Consider the following 24920-nt stretch of genomic DNA (forward strand, 5'->3'; position numbering starts at 1 on the left):
GGAGACTTGACGATGCTTGCTCATCCCACACTCGAACTTCTGCACGGCCTCGGCCTGCACGGCATGGCGCAGGGCTACAAGACCCTGGACGGGAACCCGGAAGCGCAGGCGCTGACGCACGCCGAGTGGCTCGGCATCATCCTGGAGCACGAGAAGACCCTGCGCGAGCAGAAGCGCTTCGAAACCCGCGCCCGCGCCGCCCACCTGCGCCATCCGGCCAGCGTCGAGGATGTCGACTACCGCGCCCATCGCGGCCTCGACCGTGCCCTGTTCCTCAAGCTGTCCGGCTGCGACTGGATCCGAAGCCGGCGCAACCGGTGATCACCGGGCCGTGCGGTGTCGGCAAAGCTGGCTCGCCTGCGCGCTCGGCCAGAAGGCCTGCCGGGAGGACCTGTCGGTCCTGTACTACCGTGTGCCGCGCCTGTTCGCGGCGCTCGGTCTGGCGCGCGGCGACGGCCGCTATGCCAAACTGCTCAAGCAGCTCGCCCGCGCCAGGCTGCTGATCCTCGACGATTGGGGCCCTGAGCCCCTCAGCGCCGAGCAGGCGCGCGACCTTCTGGAGATCGTGGAGGACCGCTACGACGCCGGCTCGGTGCTGATCACCAGCCAGGTGCCGGTCGACCGCTGGTACGAGATGATCGCCATCCCGACCCTGGCCGATGCCGTGCTGGACCGCCTGATCCACAACGCCTACCGGATCGCGTTGTCCGGCGACAGCCTGCGCAAGCACCGCCCTGCCGACCAGCTGGCTTGACCCGAAACACTCCTCGACCGATCTACGAACCCGACCAGCGGGGCGCCATCGCCGTGGCCGGCTTCAGATCGGAACGGTGGCCGGCTTCATGTTGGAATGCTGGCCGGCTTGAAATCGGAATACCCGGCCGGCTTCGTCGGAATCTGCAGGTCGCGCTCGCAGGCGTTGTTCGTGGCCTCGACCCGTCCGGGGAAGGCCGCGAAGGTCAGGAGCTGGTCGCGGGCGCGACGCATGCGGTTCTGGATGTCGCGCGCCAGGTCGCAGGTGGCCGGGGCGGCGAGGATGTCGTCGAGGGAGCGCTCCAACTTGCGGCGCTTGGTGGCCACCGTCGAGGGCGCCGCTGTGGTGACGGTGCGCGCCAGCGCGAAGGCTTTGTCGAGCCACAGCTTGAGCCGCAGGGCGAGGATGTCGTTCCCGGCTTCGAGCGCATAGGCGACGTCGCGGGCGAGGTGGGCCAGGCAGGTCTGTTGCCGGTCGGCATGGCCCTGTTGGGCGGAGTAGCGATCCGACAGCCACACGGCGGGCCGGTGCCCGTCCATGATCTCGTGCACCACGCAGGCGCCCCGCGTCGGGGCGGCGTGGTGCACCACCGCTTCCTCGCAGCGGAAGACCCAATGGTACGAGTTCGTGCCCTCGATGCGCACGCCCGTCTCGTCGGACGCCACAACGGTGGCGCGTCGCAACACCGACAGGGCCGCGTCGCGCCCGGCCGCGAAGCGCGTCTCGGCCCGGCGCAGCATGTTGGTGAGCCCGCCCTGGCTGATGCGCAGGCCGAACAGGTCGAACAGGGCCTTTTGCAGCCGCTCGTAGGACAGGGCCTGGAAGGTCTTCAGGTACACGGCCGTGGCGTGCAGGCGCAGCCCGAACGGCGAAGCCGCAGCCTCCGCCGGTCTCGGCGCCGCCACGCGGGCCCGGCATCCCGGGCACACCACGGCGAGCCGCCGGTGCTGCTCGACGACGGGCTTCACCTCCGGCAGTTCGATGTGCTCGTGCACGCTGACCGTCTCGACCGGCAGCTCGGCCGACAGCGCCAGCCCGCAGTCGGGGCACTCGGTCGGACGGTGATCGACGACCGTGTCGGGATCTTCGGCGACGAGGCGGTTATGGCCCTCGTGGCCGGGCTTCGCACCACCGGGGCGGGACTGTTCGCGCCGCTCCTTGCGGTCGGTGGAGGGCGGCTTGGACGAGGTGCGCGACGTCTTGGCCGGGCGCTGCAGCTTCAGCACCAGTTCGATCAGTTCCTCCTTGCTCAGGCGCTCGAGATCACCGCGGCTCATGCCATCAGGGAATCAGCCTTCATCACGCCGCGCAAGCCCTCGTTGCACTTCGACCCGCCCCACCCGGCACCGGTCGCCTCACACCACCCCGTGGGTAGATACTTAGCTGAGAGGCGTGGACGAGCCTATATTCCTGTTCGTGGGCCCATTCGGGAAGCTTGATGGAAACGAGGCCCTCGAACAGCGCCCAATAGCGGTTACGCCAAGCGTCCTCGTTGCCGAACACGTCATTATAGATGGGATCCAACGAACCATCGGCGCGGCTGAACCAAAAGTCCTGCATGGCTTTGACTGTGAAGCGGCCGAACGTGCGGAAAAAGTCGATCTCGGGATGAGCCGTCTCATAGTCTACCGAGCTGAACGCGAGACTGCGGAGATTGCGCAGCACGCGATGCCCCTCCGGGCCGAAGCTGCTTCCCACCACTCCTCGAAGTGGCAGGCCTTCCCTGCCGTCTGGCAACTTCTGCGTGCGGAATTTGAGGCAGAACCCTCGATGTGCATCACCGTAGACGCCCCACATCGAAGCATTGTCGGGGTTGCTCGTGAAACTCGCTATGTGCCAGTTCGGATATACCATCCTCTCCACAGCAGAGATATAGTCGCCCGGGAAAGTGTCGATGAACTGCCCCCACATCGGAGACGGCACGTCTTGTCTCCGCTGACTGTGGGTAATGACACGCATCTGTTGCGCGGCGATCTCCGTATAGGTAAAAAATATCTCGCCCTGCTCCAAAGTATGATCAGCTCTATCGGGTAGCTTCGCCATAAGGCCGTCGGCTGCATCGGCAGCTTCTTTGAATGCGGTGAGGTCGATTGCCGTCTTGTTGTGTGAATGCTCTGCCCGAAGATCTCCAGCTTCTTTCATAGTGTAGTATATCGCGATCGGATGAAGCAGCCGGAGGTAGGTCGAGAGCTCGTTCCGCCGCACGGAACCATCGCGGTTCGCCAACTGTCCGATGATGCGTCGAACGCCCTGACGTCCCAGAAAAGTCTCGCAAACTTTATTGTATACCTTCTCAGCAGGCAAACCCTTCAATGAAAGCGGCGTGTCCCTCACGCTGCTGTCGATCAGATCGATCGTGAACTGATCTCCCAGAATCATTCCAAAGTAGAATGTCTGTGTCAAACAAAAAACATAATGTCGCAAAAGATTAGACCATAGCGTCTCGTTGCCCTTCCAGAAGACGTCGGTGAAACCTTCCATGGGATCGTTCAATTCAGAGGTGGATGAGAAAAAGATCTCTCCATTTTCCAGCTCTCTGAATTTGTGAATCAAAGCGTCTGCAGATCTGAATCGGTAGAGGAATTCCGGCACGTCCAATGTCCTCCGTGGAGCCGCACCATCAAAAGGCGAAGCCGCACAACAATCACATACTGTACGAAGAACGACGGGCTACGGTCAACGGTGTCATTGGACGCGCCGCATGGCGGTGTTCATCGAGAACGATCCCGCTCAGATCCTCCTTAAGGCTGGAAGCGTTGATCTGCTCCGGCCCGTCAAGCCATCCCGACCGGGTAGATGGACAGGCCGAGCGCGGCACGAGCCGAAGCCGTTATGTCTTCCACGAGGCCCGACAGGGCGCTGATAGCAGCGTTGTCACCGGCTCGTTGTGCCGCGGGCGGCGCTGGCGCTGTTCCAGGGCGCCGCGGCACGCGCGATCCGCTGATCCCTGTCGAGCTCTGGGACGGCTTGCCGCGTGAGAAGATGAAGAGGTGCTCCTTCGAGTTCACGGCGACGCCGGAGCACTCGCCGAGGAACGTGTCGGGCGGCTTCTGGACGAGATCAGGGACGGACTCGTAGGCGATGGCCGGCACCGCGTCGGCGAAGGCGGATCTCGGCCTGAGGGCGACGCCGGCCATGGCGACGCCGGCCGCCTTGAGGAAGTGCCGCCGATGCCCCATCCCGCTCGGCGTGCCGCCGCAGCACAGGCATCCCCCGAAAGGAAAGCTCATCGTCCCCTCCCTCACGGCCCCGGCTCGTCGCGTCCGGGGTCCGTCGCGGGAAGTGTAGCCGATCCACGACATCCACGGCATCCACGGCATCATGGAGTCGTCGATCGCGGCGGAGACGCCGAGAGCTCGACCGTCCGCCGTCTGCGCGATCTCGTCGGGTCGCAACTCCAACGCCGACTGCGGAAAGGCATCGGGATAGGGTAGGCCATCACCGCGTGCCCGTCTTCGGCGTCACGCGCCAAATCGTCCCATTCTCGTCCTCACCGATGAGGAGACTGCTGTCCCGCATGGCGGCGACGCCGACCGGGCGGCCCCACACCCGCCCGTCCGCTCCGACGAAGCCCGTGGCGAAGTCCTCGTACGCACCCGTTGGCACGCCGTCCGCCATGACGGCGCGGACCACCTTGTAGCCCGTGCGTTTGGCGCGGTTCCACGACCCGTGCATCGCCACGAAGGCCTGACCCGCGTAGGCCGAGCCGAGGGCGGCGGGAGCACCGGCGGGCGGGTCGTAGAAGCTCATCGTGAGCGGGGCCGAGTGGGCCTGGAACAGGACGTCCGGCACGGTGACCTTCCCGGCGAGGTCGGGCCGCTCGCCCCGGTGACGCGGGTCCTCGTGCGATCCGATGAAGAACCACGGCCAGCCATAGAAGCCGCCCTCCCGAACGCGGGTGACGTAATCCGACGGGAGATTGTCGCCGAGCCCATCCCGCTCGTTGGTGGCACAGAACAGCCCGCCATCGCGCGGCTGGACCGCAAGGCCGACGCAGTTGCGGATGCCCGTGGCGAAGATCCGGCGGTCGTGCCCCTCGGGATCGAATGAGAGGACGTCGGCCCGACGCGTCTCGTCGCCCCACGCGGCGCCGAGCGGAAGCTGGGCGACCTCGGCCTTCGGCGCGGCGGTGAGGTCCTCGGCGTCGTTGCTCTGCGAGCCGATCGACACGAACATGCGACGGCCGTCGGGGCTGAAGGCGATGTCGCGGGTCGAGTGGCCGCCGTCGCTGATGTCGAGGTCGAGGACACGCTCGGGCTTCGCTTCGGCGAGATCGCCGGAGCGGTACGGGTAGCGGAACACGGCGTCGGTCGTCGCGACGTAGAGCCAGCGCGGGTCGTCGCCGGGCGGGTAGAAGGCCATCCCGAACGGGCCGTCGAGGCCCTTGGCATAGACCCTGGCCGGAGCCGCGGCCTCCGTTCCGGCGGTGGGCCGGACCACCTTTATGTCGCCCTCGTCCGTCTCCGCCACGAAAACGTCGCCGTTCGGCGCCACTCGGATCGTCCGCGGGCCAGTGAATCCCTCAGCCCAGAGCGACGCCGTCAGACCGTCGGGCACGTGCACCTCGGGGTTCCTCGGCAGCGCCGCGTCCTGTGGGCCGTTGCTGGCCGAAGGTGTCGCGAAGGGCGCGGGCAAGTCGCCTGGCCGGATGAGCCGCACGACGCCCGGCGCGTCGGTGCGCCAATCTCCGAATGCGGCGGAGCCTGTCCGCACGGGGACGGTCTCGGCCGCGTGGGCCGGAACCGTCAAGATGACCAGAGAGGCGAGCAGGTTCCGCATATAGCCCGATTCCGTGAGGATGCGGGGTTGACGGCGGGGTCGCTTTCGATTCGGTTTTGTGTCGATGATCAAGCGCCATTTCCTGAGCAAGGACGATCGTGCGCGGCTGACGGGCATCGCGCGGGATGGGCTTGAGGAGCATCGGGTCGCCCGGCGCGCCAACGCGATCCTTTTGTTGGACAAGGGCTGGAGTTGCGAGCAGGTTTCGGAGGCTCTCCTCCTGGACGACGACACGATCCGGAGCTGGTTCAAGGTTTATCGCGAGGGCGGCGTACCGGCTCTGGCGCGCTTCGACTTGGCGGGCGGGCACCGCGCCTTGACGGTGGAGCAGCTCACGGCCCTGAAAGCCTGGGCCACGGAGGCGCTTCCGGCGTCGACACGCGCGATCGGTCATCACATCCGGACGACGTATGGCATGTCGTACACGCGATCCGGTTTGATCAAGCTGATGGCGGCGCTGGATTTTGTCTGGCGCAAGCCTGACCTTGTGCCCTCGCATCTCGACCTTGCGGCGCAGGAAGCGTTCATCGAGCAGCATGAGCGGCTCCGCAACGGCCTTGGGGCCGACGAAGCGATCGTCTACGGCGATGCCGTTCACCCGACCCATCAGACGCGACCGGCGGGCGTGTGGATGCCGCGTGGCGCCGACGTCGCGGTTCCTGCGGCGTCGGGCCGTGATCGCATGAACATCCATGGTGTGATCGACCTGGAGACCGGCGCGACGCGGATGAAGGAAGTGCTTTCGGTCGATGCGCAAAGCACGATCGAGCTTCTGACCTCCATCGAGAACGCCTACACGACGATGCGTCGGATCCATGTCTATCTGGACAACGCCCGCTATCATCATGCCCGTGCTGTTCAGGATTGGATGAGGCAACCGGGACGGCGCATCGTGCTTCACTTCATCCCGAGTTACTGCCCTCACCTCAACCCGATCGAGCGGCTCTGGGGCGTGATGCACCAGAACGTCACCCACAACCGGTACTATGCCACATTCAAGGACTTCGCGGAGGCGATCCTGACATTCCTCAAGGAAACGGTCCCGAAGCACTTCAGTCGCTTCTCATCCCGAATCACCGATAACTTCCGCATCCGAGACCCAAAGGATTCTCGGGTCGTCGCGTCGTAGATGTATAGCTTAAATCTAGGGTGGCGACCCTGCAGAGGCTAGCCGAAGTTCTTGCCCGGCGACGCGTCAGGCTCTGGGCACGTCGACCGCCGTCGCGCAGTTACGGATCTGCCTGTCTTCCGATGAATGATCCTTCTCCTCAGCGATTTTCATCCGCAGCATCGGGGTAAAAATTGTGAATGAAAACAGTGGTCTAAGCGATCCAGGGTGCAGCCCGAGGTGACTGTGATCGAGCGAACCTCGGGCTGAACCTTGGCGACGATCCTGTCATCCGAAGGGGGGGCAGGCCGCGACAGTCCCTTCACGGGCGCGACGATGAGGCCGTACTATCCCTTCGATGGTCAACCCCGGAGGGCACGCGACAATGAAGCACATCCTAAGCTTGGGGCTCGCCGTCGCCGTTCTCCTGGGTGCCGTGTCCGATGTCCAGGCGGCGGACCGGATAGTGCGCCTTCAGACCCCACCCGAGGTCATGAAGGGGGTCGCGGCGATGCCGTTCATCGCCGGGCCCGAAGACGAAGCCGAGCGGAGGATTAACGCCGCACTTCTCCGCCTCGACACGAGCGCGCGCAGGGCGGCCGTACAATGTAGGACTGCCGGCGGGAAAGACAGTTGGTGGGAACGCAACATCCAAGTGCCCATGTCGGGTCCGCGCTTCCTGAGCTACGAGATCACCGACAACATTTCCTGCGGCGGTGCCCACCCGGACGTCTCGACCATGTCGATCGTGTACGACCTCACCAACGGCGCGCCGGTGGACTGGATGTCTCTCCTACCCACCGCACTGACGGGTAAGCCGGCGCTCGCGTCCGGGGCGGACGGGACGAAGATGGTCACGCTGTCGGGGCAGACGCTGTACGCCCTATATCTCACCGGCTACCGCCCGCGATCCGGCGACGTCAAAAATGATGGAGACGACGACGAGTGCCGTGGTGCGGTGGCGGATGCCGGCGATGGTGGGAGCGCCCCGGGCATGATGGCTTGGATCGACGCGAAGAAAGATGGCCTCGTGGTCCAGTTCGACCTCCCGCACGTGGTTCAAGCCTGCGCGGACTCGGTCACCATCCCCATCGCAGCCCTCCGCGCTGTCGGCGCGCAACCGATCCTCATCGAGGCCCTGACGAAGGCACACGAGGGATCGTCCGGGGTTCGATGATCGCGGCCACGTCCGTGATGATCTACGACGTGGAATAGGCATCGTCCGAGTGTCCGACCCCCGGACCGCGTCTCAAGGGGCCGGCTTGTGTCCGCGCGACACGGAAACGACCTCGGGCGGGTCGCCGACCGTGCTGACCTCGACGAAGGTGCCGTCCTTCTCCCACGAGTATAGGCAATTGCCTTCTCCCGTCCCGGCACACGACTCCATCTCGGGGAAGCATGTCGTGTCGCTCGACGCGTCACAGGTGTCCGCCCCGGGGGTCTTCACGCCCTTGTACCCGAGCGCCATGAGCTGTTCCCGGGCCTGGGAATAGTGAGTTCCCTTGCTCAGGCGGGGCACGGTGCCGGCCGCCGCGTTCGCGACGACACTCGGCTCGGTCATCTTGGAGGGCGCTCCGACTGGTGCCTTGGCGGGCTTGAGGTAGTCCTTGAGCGAGGAGGTGAGCGGGGGAGCGCCGGGAAGCGTCGGGCTCTTGGACGTGACGTCGGCGATGAGCCACCCCGCGTCGCCCCTGACCATCACGAAGGAGTAGGCGTCGGCGATCCCCTCGTTCGTCAAGCTGACCCCGACGCGGGCCTTGCCGGGTCCGAGATCCACCACATCATACTTGAGGTTCTCGACCTTCCACTCCTGAGCGTTCAACCATGGGCTGACCGCGGGGCTTTCCTCCTGCTCCTGTCCCGCCTTGATGTTCGCCGACTCGACCAGATTCGCGAGGGCGGGAGCGTAGATCCTGGATGCGGTGTCCTCGTCGGGGTTGAACCCGGGCAAGGAGATTTCGGTGTAATGAGCGTAGATGAAGTCGAGGAGCGACTTTGGCGTCGTGAACGGCTCGACCTTCCGGACGCGGCCTACCCCCACCACGACGCCTTTCGCGTTGGTCCTGACCTGGGCCTCGCACAAGTCGTCCATCTTGCAAACGGCGAAGATCTTGGACCCGACGGGCGATCGAGTCATGAAGGTGTATTCTCCTATCCCGGCATCCAAGGTGCCGACCTTCACCACGCCCGTCGCGATGCTCCAGTTCGGCGCCGGAGCAGCCCATGCCGCGTTCGTCGCGAGCGCGACGGACAGTGCGGCGGCGAAGCGGAACGTCATGTAGGTCCTCCAGCCTTCTTCGAATCTGCCTTGGTCCCGTCTGGGACCTGTACGAACACGTTCTATGGTTGTCGTCGATGATGCGCGAGACTTCGACGGCTCACAACCCGTGAAGGTGCACCTCGGAAGACACACGGACGAGGCTGAGGGCGGTGGCGCCGATCTTCGAACGCCACGCGAGAGGCTTCAGCCACCGTTCCGGGATCGAACGCTCGCCCCACTTCGCCCCTGCGAGCGCTCCCGTCACGGCTCCCACGGTATCGCTGTCTCCTCCAAGTGAGACGGCGAGCACGACGGCCTGCTCGAAGCTCCCCGAGGCCGAGACGGCCCAAAAGGCGGACTCGAGGGTGTCGATCACATAGCCGGTGGAGCGAGCGTCCTTGCGCTTGAGGCCGCCCCACAGAGCCGCCTTGGCCCGCTGGACCTCCGGGTGGCCGGACCACTTCACGAGGGCGAGTTTGATCGGGTCCTCCTCGCCGAGGATGAACAGCCGGAGGAGGCGCACGAAGTAGTCGCAGGTCGAGACGCACGCCGGATGGGCATGGGTGAGCCGGCTCTGTTCCCGGGCGATCCGGACTGCCTCCGCTTCGTCGTCGAGCCCGAACAATGCGACGGGCGCCACGCGCATGAGGGAACCGTTCGCGGCCGTGTGCTCGTCCGCCGAGCCCGCGAAGGGATCGCCGGTCCGCTCGAAGCGCTCAAGGGCGGCGCGGGTCGTGCCCCCGATGTCGAAGCAGGTCCCGGTGCACGAATACTCGCCGGTTCTGTACCACGACACCCACCGCTCCATGACGTCGACCGGGTCGAAGCCTTTCCGCAGGGTGAGGCTTTTCGACAGGGCGAGCATCATGGCGGTGTCGTCGGTCCATTCTCCCGGCTGAAGGCCGAACGGCCCGCCGCCGATCATCTCGCGGTGGTAGTCCTTCACGGACGCGATGCGGGGGCCGAACTCCAAGGTAGCCCCGAGCGCGTCGCCGACGGCAAGGCCGAGGAGGGCGCCGCGGGCGCGGTCGAGGAGAGCGGGCTTGTCGGGGTCTGTGTCGCTCATGCGCTCTCCCTCCTCATGACCGGCCGGTGAGCCCGGCGTCGAGCGCCGGGCCTGGACCCGAAGCGGCCCGTGGGAGAGCTTCCGCGGCAGGGCCGGAACTTCAGTCGGCCGTGCGGACCTCGACCGGCTCGTCCGACTGCGGGCCCATGAGGACGTAGACTCACCCGCCGAGGGCGCCGACGAGGTACGCCACCATGAAGGCGAAGGACTCGACGCTCAACCTCATGCCGATCTGCTTGAACATGACCTCAATGCTCTCCGTGCCGCAGGCGTGTAACCCGTGCTCGTCGAGGCTCTGAGGTAAGCAGACGAGGGGGCGTCCGTGGCTCGATAAGCGCGGTCGGCGGCGTCGCATGTCGGACCTGCGCCCCAACGCCGAACGCTCGCTCTGTCACGGTGCGAGCGGCTTGCTCATGCCTAGGGTCGACGCCATCTCGCGACACTGCCTCACAATATCGGGCGTCGCACGCGCTCGATCGACCACCTCGTTTGAGCCCCCGTTCAAGCCGACGTTCGTTCTGGCTTCAGCGATCTTCTGAGCTGACATGAACTCTAATTTGGTCAGGGTACCCTCAAGCACGTGCGCCTCGTGCTGGACCCGGGGAATGTCGTCGTCGAACTCCGCTGTCCGCTCCTTGCAGACCCTGAACATCACCTCTGTCGCATACAGGATTGAAAGATAGGCTTCTGGGTTGTCCTTCTTGATGTAATCAGGGTCCTTCATGTCCGGGGTCTTGTTGTAGAGATCGAGTTCCTCGCGATCCAGCTTCGTGACGTCCGCTTCGATCTGCTTGCGTCTGAGATCGAATTCGAGCCGAGCCGTCTCCGCTTGGGCTAACTGTGTCCTCTTGCGGGCTTCGACAATCCTCGGATCCTTGCTTGGATCTGTCGTTGGGGGCGACGACCTCGTCGGACTCAACGCGTCACCGCTCGGAGAGGACGTCAGAGGCGACGGGGGTGGAGGTGTGGCCGGCGTGTTGGCGGCCGCCCTCAGCCTCGCCAAGCGGTCTTCGGCGGCCTTCTGCTCTCTCTCGGCCTTTGCCTGCAAGACGGTCGTGAGTGCGGCCCTCTTCGTGTCGATCCGCCTCTGAAAGGCGTCACGGATGTCCGGCGGCAACGCTCGGGACACCGCCTGGACTCCGGCCTGCACCCCGTCGAGCTTGAACAGAACTTGAGCCGGCGGAAGCGTCGAACTTTCGATATCCGCCAAGTTCTTCTGGATCGTCTCCATCAAGGCGACATTCCGCTGGGCGCCTGCGCGGGCGCTGGCCGCACGCCGCACGATCCCGTCGAGGAAATCCGAGCCTTGTTGTAGAGCAAGGCGAGCCTGGACCGGGTCGATCTCCCCCGAACAGGCGCGTATGCGGTCGTAGATCGATGAAACCGCTCCCTGGTCCCAATGCCGGAGCGGGATGCCGAACGGCGCATCGCCCTGAGAGTTGCGGCTCAGGTTGGTGTACCCGAGCTCATCACACGGGAGGCTCGCGATGGCGGAGAGGGCTTCGCTGTCTGCCTTCGCGCTCGACACCGACGTGAGTAGGAAGACGAGAGCCCCGAAACGCCACAGGTTTGATAGGTTCATGGTTCCTCCAACCATCCCGAGCCGATCGGGAGGTCTTCTGTGGCTGATCTGGATGAGTTCTGGGGAGAAAGGACAGTTTTGCAGGGTCAGTCGTCGAAGGCGTCCAGGCTCTCTACGATCGTGACGTAGACCTTGCCGGAGCCGTTGTCGCGGACCTTGTACTTCAACATGGCGCTGTACTTGTCGACGGCGTTGCTGTGGATCTCGTCGAGCGCCGCGTTGGAAGTTCCGGACTTGGCGGCGTCGTCCAGGACAGCCTTGCTGAAGGCGAGGGTCGGGACGAAGAAGGCCGAGCACGTCAACGGCTTGTCCGAGACCACGGCGATGTCGACGAGCTTGCCGCCGAACCGGTCGGGGTCGAGCATCACCTTGGCCCCGCTGGCGAAGACGCGCTCCTTGATGATGTCGCCCACGAGTTGAGCCGCGGTGTACGACGAGCAACTCACGTCCGTGTCCCCCGAAGCCTCAACACGGTGCGTGGCGACGAACACTCCCGCCGCGAGAAGCGGTGCGAGAGACCAAGCGATGAACCACTTGCGGCGGCGGATGAAAGTGTAGCGGTCGAGGAAAGACGACATAGCGAGCCTGTACCCCTCCCTGGATCGGCCGGGTGTGGTGCCTGACGGATCGGAGGTCGCGCCCGTCCCTCCACTCTCTGGACGGGTGTGGGACTCGTTCTGGGACATCGCCGCTCCCGCCCTGATTCGCCCCATCGCCGTCGTGAGGCTCGCTCAAACGTACTGCTATAGCGGGTGGTTAGAAAGTGCCCGGGCTGTTCCCCCCATGCGTCATGAAGGGACGAGAACTCCTGGCCTGGAACATGCGGCGCGTTCGGGTGGCCCAGGGCCTCTCTCAAGAGAGGCTCGCCGTCGATGCCGCCGTGAACCGGGGGTATCTCGGCGGGCTCGAACAGCAGACCGAAAATCCCACGCTCGACGTTCTCGATCGCATCGCCACGGCCTTGTCCGTGCCCGTGGCCGAGCTTCTCCGCGAGCCAGGGGCGGACGAGCCCCCGCCGGCGCCACTCCGCGGCGGTCGGCGCAAGACCTGAGCGCGGCATCACGCCCCGGCGGTCCCGATGGCGAGCAGTTCGGCGAGGATCCGACGGAGGTGAGCCCACGGGAATGCGGCGGCGTCGGGCGAGCCGGCCTCGCCCGCGGCGATGACGACGGCCAGCTTCAGCGCGATGTCGTCCAAGCCGGCGGCGGGCGTCGATAAGAGGCGGACGGCGAGGTCGCGCGTCCGCCGGTCGAGGCGGAGCTGCCGCGCATGTCGGACCATGAAGGCGCGACGCTTCGAGCCCACACTGTGCCCGCGGGCCCGGCCTGGATCGGTGGCATCCGCAGACGCCCGAGCAGCGATGAGCGCCGCCTCCGCCCGGTCCACGGCGAGGATCGCGAGCGCGTGGGCCGCGAGCGCCACGTCGAGGTCGACCGAGGACGCGGCGGCGGCCGATGCCGCGCGACCGGGCCACGAGGGACAGAGTTCGTCGAGGACGCGGCGCGACGGGAGCGGGCCGCCGATGACTCCGTTCAAGCCGATCGCCTCCGACGCGCGTGGACGGGACCACTTCACGGCGAAGGCGACGTCTTCAGGGTCGCCCGGAGATAAAGGTGCCGAGGCGGCGGGAGCGGGGCCGAACAGGTTTTGGCCAGCACCGTGTGACGATCAGCAGGCATTCGAGGCATCACGACGCCGGCGGACTGTCCAGCGCCGGCAGAGGGTCGGCGGTGCTCTCGGTCGGAGCACCCGCGGCCTGGATGAACGCGACGGCCCTGGAAGCTTGGCTCGCGGCGGCGAAGATGGCGCTCTTGTCGCGCCGCAGCACGGCGAGCCAGCCCGCGACATACCGGGCGTGGTCCGGGCGCGGCTCGGCGCTGACGGCGAGGTCGGCGCAAAGGAACGCCGCCCCGAGCTCCGCGACGAGCTCTTCCACGGCGTAGGCGTCGGATCCGAAGCGACTGCCGAGGTTGCGGGCGCAGCGGTGCGCCGGGGCGGTCCAGTGTGTCAGCTCGTGGAACAGCGTGCCGTAGTAGCTTTCCGTCGCCGTCGAGGTCGGCGAGCCGACGAAGGCGTCCCGCGGGGGGAGTCGGATCGCGTCGCGCGGCACGGAATAGAAGGCGCTCGCGCCGCCGTGTTCGATAGAGGCACCCGTCCGCGCGACGAGCGCGTCGAGATCCGGCCGCGGGGCGGCGGGGTCGCGGCTGAGGAGCGAAGGGGCGGCGTCGAAGCCGTCGACCTGGGCGGCGTTGAACACGGGCGTGGCGCGGGCGACGAAAACGGCCCGTGGGCTGTCGTCCCCGTCGGGCGCGTCGTCGGCGTCCCCCTCCACCGCGATCTGGCGATAGAAGGCGACGAGGGCGGCCTTGGCTCCCTTCCGCACCTGACAGCCCGCGGCGGCCCACTGCCGATAGGTGCCCCACACGGCCCGCGGGTACTGCCCGAGCTGCGCCTCGGCCCAGAGCGCGAGGACGTTGATGCCGTTGTAGGGCTTCCCTGAGGCGATGTTGCAGGGGCGGCCGGTCGCGGCGGCGCCTTGCCAGGGCCGGTGCCACGAGCCCGGGTTGGCGTCGATCGCGGCGACGATGCGGTCGGTGACGGTCTGGTGAAGGTCTGCGCGGGATCTGCTCATGCGCGGGATCCGAAGGTGGAAGCCGCGCTGGTCGAGTTCATGAGGGCCGTCGGACCGAGAGCGGCGTCGTGCTGCCGCGGGTGAGACGAGATGGGCCATGAGATCGATCTCCCGCGGCGCCCGGTATGGCGCCGCCGGGGTCAGCTTCCGGACGGGTCGACGAACTTCAGGGCCAAGCATCCACGATGTTGAACGGCGAGCTCGGGTGGACTGCGGTCCGGCCGCTTTCGAAGGTAGCGATGCCATAGCGGACGCTGGCATCTCAGCCTGCTGGCTGCGGATGGCGTAGCATGGAGGGCGCGCAAATTCGGCATCGACGTTCGAGCGTTCGCCTATCTTCGAGTCTGCAGACCCGCAAGCGAGATCTCGACAATCAGTTCAACCGAGAGTGTGGTTCACCGATGGCGATGGCTTGTGCGGCGAGACCTCGGATCGGGGCGTGTCGCTGGCCCGCGGACGGCGAGCGAAGCCACTTTGGTCGGCGCCGGGGGTGAGTGCTTCCGAATTATTGGGGCTTGACCTGCCCGTGCGTTCTCCCGCCATGGACGGTTCTGGAAACGCTTGATGAGGACGGGGTCGCGGCCGACACTCTTGCGGCGTCGTCAAGGTGGAGATCGCGGTGCGCTTGTTGCTGGTCGAGGACAATCGCGACCTCGCCCGGTGGCTCGCCGAAATCCTCCGCGCCGGGCGCTACGACGTCGACATCGCTCACGACGGCGAGGAAGCCGAAGATTGTCTCAGGGTAACAACCTACGGGCTCATGATCCTCGACCTCGGCCTGCCCGGGATGGGCGGCGGCGAGGTGCTGCGACGATTGCGGGCACGACGGAACATGATGCCGGTGATCGTGCTCACGGCGGACGGCAGCCTCAACGCCCGCATCTCCGGTCTCGATAGCGGCGCGGACGACTACCTGACCAAGCCTTTCGAGGTGTCCGAACTCGAGGCGCGGGTCCGCGTCCAGCTACGCCGATCAGCCGGGCAGGCCGACACCGTCATCCGCTGCGGCGACCTCGCCTTCGACACCGTCGGGCGCTCCTTCGCGCTGAAGAACACCGGGCTGGCCCTGACACCGCGCGAGGCCGGGGTGCTGGAACAGCTGCTGCGCCGGGCTGGGCGCCCCGTCGGCAAGGCGGCCTTGGCCGAAGCGCTGTTCGGCTTCGAGGAGACAGACCCCAGCGCCGTCGAGGTCTACGTCCACCGCCTGCGCAAGAAGCTGGAGGGCAGCTCCGTTTCCGTGGCGACGCTGCGCGGCCTCGGCTACCTGCTGCGCTCCGACGAGGCTTGATGTGAGGCTCGACCTCCGCACGTACCTGCTCGCCTGGGTGCTGGTGCCGCTGTGTCTGCTCGCGGCCGTCAACGCCCTGGTGGGCTATCGGTCGGCCCGCGAGACCGCCAACCTCGTCGCGGACCACACCCTGCTCGCCTCGGCCCGCGTCATCGCCGAGGCGGCGCGGGACGAGGACGGGACGCTGCAGGTGACCGTGCCGCCCGCGGCGCTGGAGATGTTCGACACGGGCGAGGGCGACTTCGTCTACTACCGCGTGATCGACGCGGCGGGGCGGCTCATCGCTGGAGCCGCCGACCTGCCCCTGCCGCCCGACGGACCCGAGGACATCGACTCCTACGAGGCGCGCTACCGGGACCGGACCATGCGCTTCTACGCGCTCGACCACATCCTCGCAGGGTCTGGCCCGCCAGCGCCCCTCACAGTCGTCGTCGGGTCGTCGCTCGCCGGGCGGGACGTGCTCGTGCGGCGCTTGTGGCTCGCGGGCTTTGGGCAGGGCCTCGCCCTGATCGCCGCCGCCGGCCTGTTCATGGTGTTCGGCTTGAAGCGCGGCCTTGCGCCCCTGATCCGCCTGCGCGACGAGGTGAGGGCGCGTCCGGCGGGAAGCCTCGAACTCTTCTCCCCCGAGGCGGTGCAGTCCGAAATCAGGCCGCTGGTCGAGGCCATCAACATCCGCATCGAGCGCGTCCGGGCGCAATTGGCGGCCCAGCATCGCTTTGTGGCCAACGCGGCCCACCAGCTCCGCACGCCGCTCGCCATCCTCGGGCTGCAGGCCACGGCCGCGGCGCGTCGCGCCGGCCGCGCCGATCAGGGCGAGGCGCTCAAAGCCGTGCAGGTCAGCGTCGGGGAGATGTCGCGCCTGGCCGAGCAGCTGCTCCTGCTTTCGCGCGCCGAGCCGGGCGCGCGACTGGAGCGCAGCGACCGCGTGGGGCTCGGGGCGCTGGCCCGCCGCGTGCTCGACGGCTTCGCGCTTCTCGCCCTGGAGCGGGGCATCGACCTCGGCCTCGACGAGCGCGAGGGGCGGGTCGAGGTCGTCGGCGACGGGACCATGCTGGGCGAGATGCTCGGCAACCTCGTCGACAACGCCCTGCGCTACTGCCCCACGGGCAGCACCGTCACCGTGGGGGTCTACATGCGCGATGGCGAGGCGTTGCTCGCCGTCGGCGATGACGGGCCGGGGCTGCCCGCGGGCGAGGAGAATAGGGTCTTTGAGCGCTTCTACCGCGTGCCCGGCACCGAGGCGAGCGGCAGTGGCCTCGGGCTCGCGATCGTCAAGGAGGTGGCCGAGGCGGCGGGCGGAACCGTCTCGGCGCGGAGGCCGCCGGGCGGCGGGCTCATCGTCGAGGCGCGCTTCCCGGCGGCCGGCGAGGCTCAGTGACCGTCGAACGGCACGGGACGCCACTTGACGAGGCGGTTCTCGACCAGGGTGATGATCGCCTCGACCACCAGCGCCAGCACAGCCAGGATCACCATGGCGGCGAACACGCCGTCGGCGTTGAACGAGCCCTGCGCGGTCGAGATGAGCAGGCCCACGCCCTTCTTGGCGCCGAGGAACTCGCCCACCACGGCTCCCACCAGCGCGAAGCCGAAGCTCACGTGCAGGCTCGCCAGGATCCACGTCATCGCGGAGGGGATGATCACCGCGCGGGTGATCTGGAACGGCGAGGCTCCCAGGATCTGCGCGTTGGCGATCATGGCGCGGTCCGCCTCGCGCACGCCCTGGAACGCGTTGGCGAAGACCACGAAGAACACCATCACCACCGCCAATGCCACCTTGGACGCCATGCCGAGGCCGAGCGCGATGATGAAGATCGAGCCGAGCACCACGCGCGGGATCGAGTTCGCCACTTTGATGTAGGTGGCGAAGATGTCGGCCAGCATGCGGTTGCGGCCGAGCACGATGCCGCACACGATGCCGCCGACGGCGCCGATGAGGAAGCCGAGCGCCGTCTCCTCCATGGTGACGAGGATCTGCTCCCACAGCGGCCCCTGGCTGGTGCCCTCGGTGGCCCAGGTCCACACCTGGGCCGCGATGCCGGACGGGCTCGCGAAGAAGAACGGATCGATGAAGCCCGTGCGGGCACCGAGCTCCCAGCCGCCGAGGGCGACGACCAGTATGGCGATCCTGGCCGCGACCACCACCTGCCGGCGGCGGCGCGACGCGGAACGGGCCGCGATCTCAATCTCGAACGGGCTCGTCAGCGTCGCGGGCGGATCGAGGGTCTGGGCGATGACGGATGACATGAAACTGTCCTCCCCTCAGGCGGCCGCGGCCGCAGAGGCCTGGTTGTGGCTCTTCTGGACCTCCTCGCGCAGGTCGTTCCAGATCAGCCGCGCATATTCCACGAAGGCGGGCTCGTAGCGGATCTCGGCCGTGACGCGGGGGCGCGGCAGGTCGATCGTGTAGACGGACTTCACCGTGGCGGGACCAGCGGTGAGCACGTAGACTTTGTCCGCCATGGCGATCGCCTCCTCGAGGTCGTGCGTGACGAAGACCACGGAGGCCTTCGCGTCCGACCATAGGCCAAGCAGTTCGTCCTGCATCAGCGTGCGGGTCTGGATGTCGAGCGCGCTGAAAGGCTCGTCGAGCAGCAGGATCTTCGGGCCGTTGATGAAGGTCTGAGCCAGGGCGACGCGCTTCCGCATGCCGCCCGACAGCTGGTGCGGGTAGTGCTTCTCGAAGCGTTTGAGCCCCACGCGGTCGATCCAGTCACGCGCGCGGCTCAGCGCCTCGGCGCGGCCGAGGCCGCGGAAGAGCGGGCCGGCCGCGACGTTGTCGAGCACGCTCTTCCACGGGAACAGCGCGTCGGCCTGGAACACGAAGCCGATGTCGCGACTGATGCCCGACACCGGTTCCCCGAAGACGCGCACCTCGCCGCGGTCCGGCCGGGCGAGGCCGGTGACGAGGTTCAGCGTCGTTGACTTGCCGCAGCCGGTCGGGCCGACCACGCAGACGAATTCGCCGCGCTCCACCGTCATGGTGAAGTCGCGCAGCGCCGTCATCACCTTGGCGTCGGGCGTGACGAAGCGCCGGGTGACGTCGCGCAGCTCGATGGCAGGGCCGGCGGCGGATGCCGCGCTCACTTGGCCGCGTCCACGAAGCTGTCGGTGTAGGTCTTCGACAGGTCGATCTTCTTGCCCTGGACGTTGCGGCTGAAGGACGACAGGACTTTCAGCACCGTCGCGGGGCCATCGGCCGGCATCTTGCCGTCCGCCGTGAACATCGCCTTGCCGTCGGCGAGGCCTTTCACGTAGAGCGCCTTGTCGCCAACGTAATAGTCCTTCGGCATCTGGTCGGCGATCTCGTCGGCCGAATGGTCGTGGATCCAGTGCAGGGTCTTCACGAGCGCGTTGGCGAGCTTCTGCGCCTCCTCCTTATGGCCGTCGAGCCAGGCGGATTGGACGTAGAAGGATGCCGCGGGGTAGTCGCCACCGAGGGCCGCCTTGGTCGACTCGGGGGTGCGCAGGTCGACGAAGATGCTGGCGGCGCCGGTCTTGAGCAATTGGCCGACGGTCGGCTCGGTCGTCATGCCGGCCTGGATCTGGTCCTGCTTCATGGCGGCGATGAAGGTGTTGCCGGCTCCTACCGGCAGCAGGGTGAATTCGCCCGGCTTCAGGCCGGCGCGGGTCGCGATGTACTGGGTCAGGAAGTCGGTCGAGGAGCCGAGGCCGGTGACGCCCAGCGTCTTGCCCTTGAAGTCGGCCGGGGTCTTCACGCCGTCGGCCTTGGCGGACAGCATCTCCACCTCGCCGGGCGCCTGGGAGAGCTGCACGATCGTCGTGATGCTCTTGCCCTTGGCCTGGAGGTCGACCGTGTGGTCGTAGAAGCCCACCACGCCCTGCACGGCGCCGGCTAGGAGCTCGTTCTCGGCCTCGACGCCGGCGCGGCTGTTGATCAGCTCGACGTCGAGGCCCTGCTCCTTGAAGTAGCCGAGGCGCTCGCACAGCACCGGCGGCAGGTAGATCTGTTTCTCCATGCCGCCGACGATGATGCTGATCTTGTCCGCCGCACGGGCGGCCGGCGCCAGCGCCAGCACCCCGAGCGCCGCCGCGCCGAGCAGCGCCGTCATGGTCCTACGCTTCATCCGTTCCTCCCTCGTCTAATCCTGTCATCGCGCGATCCGGTCGAGTTCACTTGCCGTAGGTCAGCACCGTGAAGGTGTCGGGGAAGAAGGTGTTGGCATAGAAGGGCGAGACCGATGTCAGGATCTTCTTCGACGCATCGGCGGTGCCCTCCGCCGCGACGCCGTAGAGGAGCTTGGTCTTGCGATCCATGGCCAGGGTGCGCAGGCCGGCGCGGGTGCCGAGCGTCTCGACCGGCTTATAGCTGTCCGGACCGTCCTGCTCGAAGACGTTGATGTTGGCCGAGATGCCGTTGGCCGTGAAGATGCGGTGCCCGTCCGCGTCGTAGACGACGCTGTCGACGCCGCCGCCGATCTCGGCGGTGTAGACGACCTTGCCGGTCGCGCCATCGAGCACGGTCAGCGACGGCTTCACGGCGCCGTGGCCGCGGCAGCCGACCATCACCCTGTCGTCCGCCACGTCCACCGCCACCGCGGTGGGCTGGCCGCAGCTCGCCGCCACGTCGTAGGTCGCGGTGACCTTCTCGGCGCCGACGTCGATCTTGTACACCTTGTCGAGGTCGCGGGCTGCCAGGAAGAAGCCCGCCTTGCCGTCGCCATCGGCCCCCTCGACCTTCTGGCTGTCGACCTTGACGTGCCCGGCCGGCTTCATGGACGGGACGTCGAGCAGGACGAGGTCGGTCCCGTCCTTCCCGGCCCCCATGTTCACGACCAGCCTGTGGCTGCCCCTGTCGTAGTGGCTGGTGTCGAGCTCCTCGCCGAGCTTGATCGGCGCCATGGCCTCCAGCGTGGACAGCTTGAACGGGATCACGCTCCCGTTCTCATCGTTCGACACGCCGAGGTCGAACTCTGGGATCACGGCCGCACCGTTGGAGCTGGCCTCGGCCGTGCCCGCGATCGTCTTCACGACCTTGCCGGTCTTGGGGTCGAAGACCTGGAGGCCCTGCTTGCGGTGGCCGATCATCAGGTGGTCGTTGGCGTCGTCCATCGCCAGGTAGTCCCAGGCGGAGCCGGGGCCGGGCACGACCGTCGCCTTCTCGAGGTGCCAGCCGTCGTAGGCGGCGGCGGGACCCGCTAGGCCCAGGCCCGCGATGGCGGTGGCGATTGCGCACGACTTCATGTGTCCCTCCCTCAACGACGGCCCCCGCTGTGATCCGCGGATCGGTGCCGTCCGGAAACCTTAGATCGGGTCAGCTTTCATTCAGCTTTCAATGTTGCGATCGCGACCGATCGGGCTGACCGGCGCCGCGCAGTCCGACCGCTTGGGCACGGCGCGTCCCGCGTCCAGCGTGAAGGCCAGGCCGCGGCGGGCGCAGATCCGGGTGACCGCGACCGCGGCGAGGCTGCCGAGGGCCGCGCCGCCGACGACGTCGCTGGGGTAATGGGCGCCGACGACGACGCGCGAGATGCCGACCAGCGCGGCGCCGCCGAGCAGCCACGGGCGCAGGCGGGGCGACACGAGGCCGAGCGCGACCGCCGCGGCGAAGGCCGAGGTGGTGTGGCCCGATGGGAAGCTCGCGATGCTGTTCCCGAGTGACAGCGGGTGGAAGGTGAACGGGTCGGCGCCCGACGACAGCACGGGGCGCGCGCGGCCCAGCAGGTGCTTCACCGCCTGCGCGGCGATGCCCGAGGCCGCGATGGTCGCGAAGAAGAAGGCGCACCGCTCCACGACGAGGCGGGGCCGCGCCCCGTTCCAGAAGTGGCGGTCCCGCCCCAGGGCCACGAGGGCGACGGCCGCGAGCAGGGCGGACGTGGTGAACATGTATCCCGAGGTCCCGAACTCCGTCACGAAGCGGCCGACCTCGACCACGGCGCGCGGGGCCCGCGCGGCGTCGGTCGCGACCGCGGCGTCGACGAGGCCGGCAGCAGAGAGCGCCAGCGGGAACAGGACCGCTGCGGCGATCACGCTAATCCGGTTCACCCCGAGAAGACTTCGCGGCGTTCGGCCCCGACGCCTGTCGACATCCCCCGCATCCCGGACCGTGCCCGTTCCGTCCGTCATCGTGCCTCCGCGCGCCGGGGTGGGGCACGGCGCCCCATCCCCGGGCTGGTCGTTAGCGGGACGCAGGTTCGGGGACGCTGTCGTGCAGCTTACGGATCGGTAAGGCCCGAGGTCTCTCGAGCCACGGGCGGTCAGCTCCCCCAGCCGGAGCGACCCGCTCTGAGGACTCGCTTCTCGCGCGTCCTGTCCATGGCGCGGGCAGCGCCGCCGAGGTCGCGGCGGCATGTGTCCGCACGGCGCGGGCCCTCCGAGGGCTGGCGCCCTTACGAAAAAGTAAGCTCGGCGTCAGGGCAGCCGAAGCTGCGCCGGTCCAGACGGGGGCGGGCGGCGCAGACCGGCTGCCCGCCGCCGGAGGACGAGCGCATGAGACCTACGAACGCCGCCAACAAGATAGCGGAGGTCACCTTGGCCTTCTGGGTCGCCAAGGTCGTCGCCACGACGCTCGGCGAGACGCTCGGCGACTTCTTCGCGCAGACGCTCGGCTTCGGCTACGTCGCCGGCCTCGCCGTCACGGCCGCGCTCCTGCTCGCCTTCCTGGTCGCGCAGGTCGCGAGCCCCGTCTACCGCTCGCCCCTGTTCTGGGCCGCCATCGTGGCCACCACGACGGCCGGGACGGAGGTGTCGGACATGATGGACCGCACCCTCGGCCTCGGCTACGTGGCCGGCTCGCTCATCCTGTTCGCCGGGCTGGTGATCACGCTGCTCGCCTGGTACGCGCGCAAGCGGTCCCTCAGCGTCGAGCCGATCGTCGAGCGCGACACCGAGATCTTGTTCTGGATCGCGGTGGTGTTTTCGAACAGCCTCGGCACGGCCTTCGGCGACGCGCTCGTCGACGCGGTCGGCCTGTCCTACGTGCAGGGCGCCCTCGTCTGCTCGGGCGTCATCGTCATCCTGCTGCTGCTGCACTACCTGACGCAGATCAACGCCGCGCTGCTGTTCTGGGCCGCGTTCATCTTCACGCGCCCGTTCGGCGCGACCTTCGGCGACTTCCTCACCAAGTCGCGCGACACCGGCGGCCTCCAGCTCGGCACGCTGGCCACCTCGCTCGTCGCCCTGGCGGTGCTGGTCGCGGTCGTGTTCGCGTCCGACAGGCTCGACCGCGCCCGGGCGGCCGTGCCGGACCGGGCCTGACCGCCCGGGGGGAGCGGCCCGTCAGCGGCGAACGGCCGTCCCCCGCATCGTCACCCGCAACCCCGGACCCGCGTCCGACAGGGCGAGGGCGATCCCGTGGAGGTCCGCCACGGCCTTGACCAGGGCGAGGCCGAGCCCGTGGCCCTCGCCTGGGCGGGACGCGTCGAGGCGCACGAAGCGACCGAACACCCGCGCGCGCTCGTGCTCCGGAATGCCCGCGCCGCTATCCTCCACGGCGCCGACGAAGTGCGGCCCGTCGCGGTCGAGCGACACCCTGATCCGGGCGCCGGGCCCGGCGTAGCGGATGGCGTTCTCGACGAGGTTCGCCAGCATCTGGGTCAGCAGGTCCCGGTCGCCATGCACCCGAAGGCCAGGCTCCACGTCGGCGTCGAGGTCCTGCCCCGCGTCCTCGGCCACCGGGCCGTAGGCCTCGACGATGGCAGCGAAGACTTCCGACAGGTCGACCTCGGCGAAGCCGCCGCGGCGCGCCCCGGCCTCGACCTGCGCGATGCGCAGCAGCGAGGCGAAGACGCGCAGGATGGTGTCGACGTCCCCGCTCGCCGCGTCGATGGCGGCCTCGTAGGCCTCCACGGTGCGTGGCCCCCCGCGGGCCGCCTCCAGGCGCTGGCGCAGGTGGGTGAGCGGCGTGCGCAGGTCGTGGGCGATGTCGCTCGACACCTGGCGCATGCCCTCCATCAGGAGCTGGATGCGGTCCAGCATGGCGTTGGTGTTGCGGGCCAGCCGGTCGAACTCGTCGCCCGTGCCCCGCTCGGGCACGCGGCGTCCGAGGTCGCCCTCCATGATGCCGCGCGTGATGCCGTTGACGGCCTCGACGCGCCGGAGCGCCCCGAGGCTGGTGACGGCGCCGCTGAGGAGCGCGAGCGCGAGCGTGAGAGCGGCGGCGCCGCCGAAGCTGCGCGCCACCACCTCCTTGATGTGGGACAGCTCGCCGACGTCGCGCCCGACCGCCACGAACTCTCCCGTCGGGAGGGTCCCGGCGTGGACCTCCAGCTTCTGCTTTCCTGCGCGCGCATCCGTCCCGGCGCGGACGACGCGGACGTCCTGCCAGCCGGCGGCGAGGCCCTCGTCGGGCAGGTCGCCGGCGAGGCGCGCGCCATCCGCGGCGCGGACGAGGTAGCGGAAGCCCTCGGCGCCGGCGCCCCGCGTGCGCGTCGCCACGAGGGCGACGAGGTCGCCCAGCCCCTCGCCGGAGCGGTCTTCAGCCAGCGCGTCGTATTCGGCCGCGATCGCGCCTCTCAGCTGGTCGCGCGCGTAGCCGACGAAGCTCGCGTAGACGGTCGCGAACAGCACGGCCGCCGTCACCGCGAACAGCCCGGCCTGCAGCAGCGCGAGCTTGAATGTGACGGTGCGGGCGAGGCGCGGGAAGGGCGGCAGGCCGAGGCGACGCCTTCCAGCCGCCTCAGGCCGGGGCACGGAGAACGTAGCCGGCGCCGCGGATGGTGTGGATCAGCTCAGGGGGGAAGTCGCGGTCCACCTTGGCGCGCAGGCGGCTCATGTGGGTCTCGACTACGCTGGTCTGCGGGTCGAAGTGGAAGTCCCACACCTGCTCCAGCAGCATGGTCTTGGTGACGACCTGACCTTCGCGCCGGGCGAGGTATTCCAGCAGACGAAACTCGCGCGGCTGGAGCGGGATCGACACGCCTCGGCGCATCACGGTGCGCTTGGCGCAGTCCATCTCCAGGTCGGCGATGCGCAAGACCGAGGACTGCGCGTTGAGCGGCGGGCGACGCGCCAGGGCGGCGACGCGCGCCGCGAGCTCGGCGAAGGCGAAGGGCTTGACAAGGTAGTCGTCCCCGCCCGCCTCCAGGCCCTCCACGCGGTCGTCGATGCCGCCCATCGTGGTCAGAAACAGGATCGGGGCCGCGAGGCCGGCGCCCCGGGCCACCTTGACCAGCGCGAGGCCGTCCATCTCGGGCAGCATGCGGTCGACGATGACGAGGTCGTGCCCGCCCGAGGCCGCCATGAACAGCCCGTCGCGGCCGTTGCGGGCGACGTCCACCACATGGCCTTGACGCGACAGTCCGTCGGCCGTGTAGTCGGCCATCCTGGCGTCGTCCTCCACGAGGAGGATCTTCATCCCGGCTTCTCCGCCCAGCGTGCGCGTCGGGTCTAGCGGCCATCGGCGGGACTGTCAGCACGCCGGATCCCGCTTACGGAAAAGTAAGGTCGCGGAAAGCCGGGACGAACACGGGAGCGGTCACTCGTCGACGGCGGG

23 protein-coding genes and 2 pseudogenes are annotated in these 24920 nt (G+C 68.0%); 7 read left to right on the forward strand and 18 right to left on the reverse strand.

The window, feature by feature from the left end:
- The first annotated feature begins 12 nt into the window (after positions 1 to 12).
- A pseudogene (gene istB, locus L7N97_RS14850) lies at positions 13 to 754 on the forward strand (IS21-like element helper ATPase IstB).
- A 143-nt stretch (positions 755 to 897) separates the two neighbouring features.
- Here istB and tnpC read toward each other — a convergent pair.
- From tnpC to L7N97_RS14870, 4 genes and pseudogenes are all read right to left on the reverse strand, one after another.
- Positions 898 to 2031: pseudogene (tnpC, locus tag L7N97_RS14855) on the reverse strand (IS66 family transposase); the annotation flags it as partial.
- Between the two features lie 22 nt (positions 2032 to 2053).
- Positions 2054 to 3346, reverse strand: a complete 1293-nt coding sequence (locus tag L7N97_RS30285; RefSeq protein ID WP_237479116.1) for a DUF2971 domain-containing protein — start codon at positions 3344 to 3346, stop codon at positions 2054 to 2056.
- Positions 3347 to 3528: 182 nt separating this feature from the next.
- Positions 3529 to 3984 (reverse strand): hypothetical protein, encoded by a 456-nt coding sequence (locus L7N97_RS14865; protein WP_237479117.1) that lies wholly within the window; start codon positions 3982 to 3984, stop codon positions 3529 to 3531.
- Between the two features lie 208 nt (positions 3985 to 4192).
- A complete protein-coding gene (locus tag L7N97_RS14870) occupies positions 4193 to 5533 on the reverse strand; it encodes a PQQ-dependent sugar dehydrogenase (RefSeq protein ID WP_237479118.1) in 1341 nt (446 codons plus the stop codon).
- 64 nt (positions 5534 to 5597) lie between these two features.
- Between L7N97_RS14870 and L7N97_RS14875 the strand changes: the two genes are divergently transcribed.
- Positions 5598 to 6662 (forward strand): IS630 family transposase, encoded by a 1065-nt coding sequence (locus tag L7N97_RS14875; protein ID WP_237482112.1) that lies wholly within the window; start codon positions 5598 to 5600, stop codon positions 6660 to 6662.
- Positions 6663 to 7026: 364 nt separating this feature from the next.
- Positions 7027 to 7818: a hypothetical protein gene (locus L7N97_RS14880; RefSeq protein WP_237479119.1), complete on the forward strand. Its 792-nt coding sequence runs from the start codon at positions 7027 to 7029 to the stop codon at positions 7816 to 7818.
- Positions 7819 to 7890: 72 nt separating this feature from the next.
- Here the strand turns inward: L7N97_RS14880 and L7N97_RS14885 are convergent, their stop codons facing one another.
- From L7N97_RS14885 to L7N97_RS14905, 5 genes are all read right to left on the reverse strand, one after another.
- Positions 7891 to 8919, reverse strand: coding sequence for a hypothetical protein (locus tag L7N97_RS14885; protein WP_237479120.1), 1029 nt, complete (start codon positions 8917 to 8919; stop codon positions 7891 to 7893).
- A gap of 100 nt (positions 8920 to 9019) precedes the next feature.
- Positions 9020 to 9967, reverse strand: coding sequence for an ADP-ribosylglycohydrolase family protein (locus L7N97_RS14890; protein WP_237479121.1), 948 nt, complete (start codon positions 9965 to 9967; stop codon positions 9020 to 9022).
- Between the two features lie 160 nt (positions 9968 to 10127).
- Entirely contained in the window at positions 10128 to 10322 is a 195-nt protein-coding gene (locus L7N97_RS14895; protein WP_237479122.1) for a hypothetical protein, read from the reverse strand.
- Positions 10323 to 10358: 36 nt separating this feature from the next.
- The gene (locus L7N97_RS14900) at positions 10359 to 11549 is read right to left on the reverse strand and encodes a hypothetical protein (RefSeq protein ID WP_237479123.1); all 1191 of its coding nucleotides are present in this window, start codon (positions 11547 to 11549) and stop codon (positions 10359 to 10361) included.
- Positions 11550 to 11635: 86 nt separating this feature from the next.
- On the reverse strand, positions 11636 to 12235 hold the full coding sequence (locus L7N97_RS14905) for a hypothetical protein (RefSeq protein ID WP_237479124.1): 600 nt from the start codon (positions 12233 to 12235) through the stop codon (positions 11636 to 11638).
- A 134-nt stretch (positions 12236 to 12369) separates the two neighbouring features.
- On the opposite strand from L7N97_RS14905, the gene L7N97_RS14910 reads away from it, so the two are divergent.
- Complete coding sequence (locus L7N97_RS14910; protein ID WP_309242865.1) at positions 12370 to 12600, forward strand: helix-turn-helix domain-containing protein; 231 nt, start codon at positions 12370 to 12372, stop codon at positions 12598 to 12600.
- 8 nt (positions 12601 to 12608) lie between these two features.
- Here the strand turns inward: L7N97_RS14910 and L7N97_RS14915 are convergent, their stop codons facing one another.
- Both L7N97_RS14915 and L7N97_RS14920 read right to left on the reverse strand, forming a co-directional pair.
- Positions 12609 to 13085 (reverse strand): hypothetical protein, encoded by a 477-nt coding sequence (locus L7N97_RS14915; RefSeq protein WP_237479125.1) that lies wholly within the window; start codon positions 13083 to 13085, stop codon positions 12609 to 12611.
- A 151-nt stretch (positions 13086 to 13236) separates the two neighbouring features.
- The gene (locus L7N97_RS14920) at positions 13237 to 14181 is read right to left on the reverse strand and encodes an ArdC family protein (protein ID WP_237479126.1); all 945 of its coding nucleotides are present in this window, start codon (positions 14179 to 14181) and stop codon (positions 13237 to 13239) included.
- Positions 14182 to 14800: 619 nt separating this feature from the next.
- Between L7N97_RS14920 and L7N97_RS14925 the strand changes: the two genes are divergently transcribed.
- Positions 14801 to 15469 (forward strand): response regulator, encoded by a 669-nt coding sequence (locus L7N97_RS14925; protein WP_237479127.1) that lies wholly within the window; start codon positions 14801 to 14803, stop codon positions 15467 to 15469.
- 1 nt (position 15470) lies between these two features.
- On the forward strand, positions 15471 to 16847 hold the full coding sequence (locus L7N97_RS14930; protein WP_237479128.1) for a sensor histidine kinase: 1377 nt from the start codon (positions 15471 to 15473) through the stop codon (positions 16845 to 16847).
- On the opposite strand, the gene L7N97_RS14935 is transcribed toward L7N97_RS14930, so the two are convergent.
- The 5 genes from L7N97_RS14935 to L7N97_RS14955 all read right to left on the reverse strand — a co-directional run bounded on the left by L7N97_RS14935 (position 16841) and on the right by L7N97_RS14955 (position 21457).
- Positions 16841 to 17713, reverse strand: a complete 873-nt coding sequence (locus tag L7N97_RS14935) for an ABC transporter permease (protein ID WP_237479129.1) — start codon at positions 17711 to 17713, stop codon at positions 16841 to 16843. The genes L7N97_RS14930 and L7N97_RS14935 overlap by 7 nt on opposite strands.
- A gap of 15 nt (positions 17714 to 17728) precedes the next feature.
- Positions 17729 to 18553, reverse strand: coding sequence for an ABC transporter ATP-binding protein (locus L7N97_RS14940; RefSeq protein WP_237479130.1), 825 nt, complete (start codon positions 18551 to 18553; stop codon positions 17729 to 17731).
- Positions 18550 to 19539 (reverse strand): ABC transporter substrate-binding protein, encoded by a 990-nt coding sequence (locus L7N97_RS14945; RefSeq protein WP_237482250.1) that lies wholly within the window; start codon positions 19537 to 19539, stop codon positions 18550 to 18552. Before L7N97_RS14945 ends, L7N97_RS14940 begins: the two co-directional genes overlap by 4 nt.
- Before the next feature lie 61 nt (positions 19540 to 19600).
- Complete coding sequence (locus tag L7N97_RS14950; protein WP_237479131.1) at positions 19601 to 20671, reverse strand: YncE family protein; 1071 nt, start codon at positions 20669 to 20671, stop codon at positions 19601 to 19603.
- 81 nt (positions 20672 to 20752) lie between these two features.
- Positions 20753 to 21457 (reverse strand): phosphatase PAP2 family protein, encoded by a 705-nt coding sequence (locus L7N97_RS14955; protein WP_237479132.1) that lies wholly within the window; start codon positions 21455 to 21457, stop codon positions 20753 to 20755.
- A gap of 459 nt (positions 21458 to 21916) precedes the next feature.
- Here L7N97_RS14955 and L7N97_RS14960 point away from each other — a divergent pair, with 459 nt between their 5' ends.
- Entirely contained in the window at positions 21917 to 22684 is a 768-nt protein-coding gene (locus L7N97_RS14960) for a COG4705 family protein (protein WP_237479133.1), read from the forward strand.
- A gap of 21 nt (positions 22685 to 22705) precedes the next feature.
- Here the strand turns inward: L7N97_RS14960 and L7N97_RS30290 are convergent, their stop codons facing one another.
- On the reverse strand, positions 22706 to 24118 hold the full coding sequence (locus L7N97_RS30290; RefSeq protein WP_237479134.1) for a sensor histidine kinase: 1413 nt from the start codon (positions 24116 to 24118) through the stop codon (positions 22706 to 22708).
- Positions 24105 to 24782, reverse strand: coding sequence for a winged helix-turn-helix domain-containing protein (locus L7N97_RS14970; protein WP_237479135.1), 678 nt, complete (start codon positions 24780 to 24782; stop codon positions 24105 to 24107). Before L7N97_RS14970 ends, L7N97_RS30290 begins: the two co-directional genes overlap by 14 nt.
- Positions 24783 to 24920 lie beyond the last annotated feature (138 nt).

Origin of the sequence: Lichenibacterium dinghuense, assembly GCF_021730615.1 — a bacterium.
In the GTDB taxonomy this organism is placed as follows: Bacteria; Pseudomonadota; Alphaproteobacteria; order Rhizobiales; family Beijerinckiaceae; genus Lichenihabitans; species Lichenihabitans dinghuensis.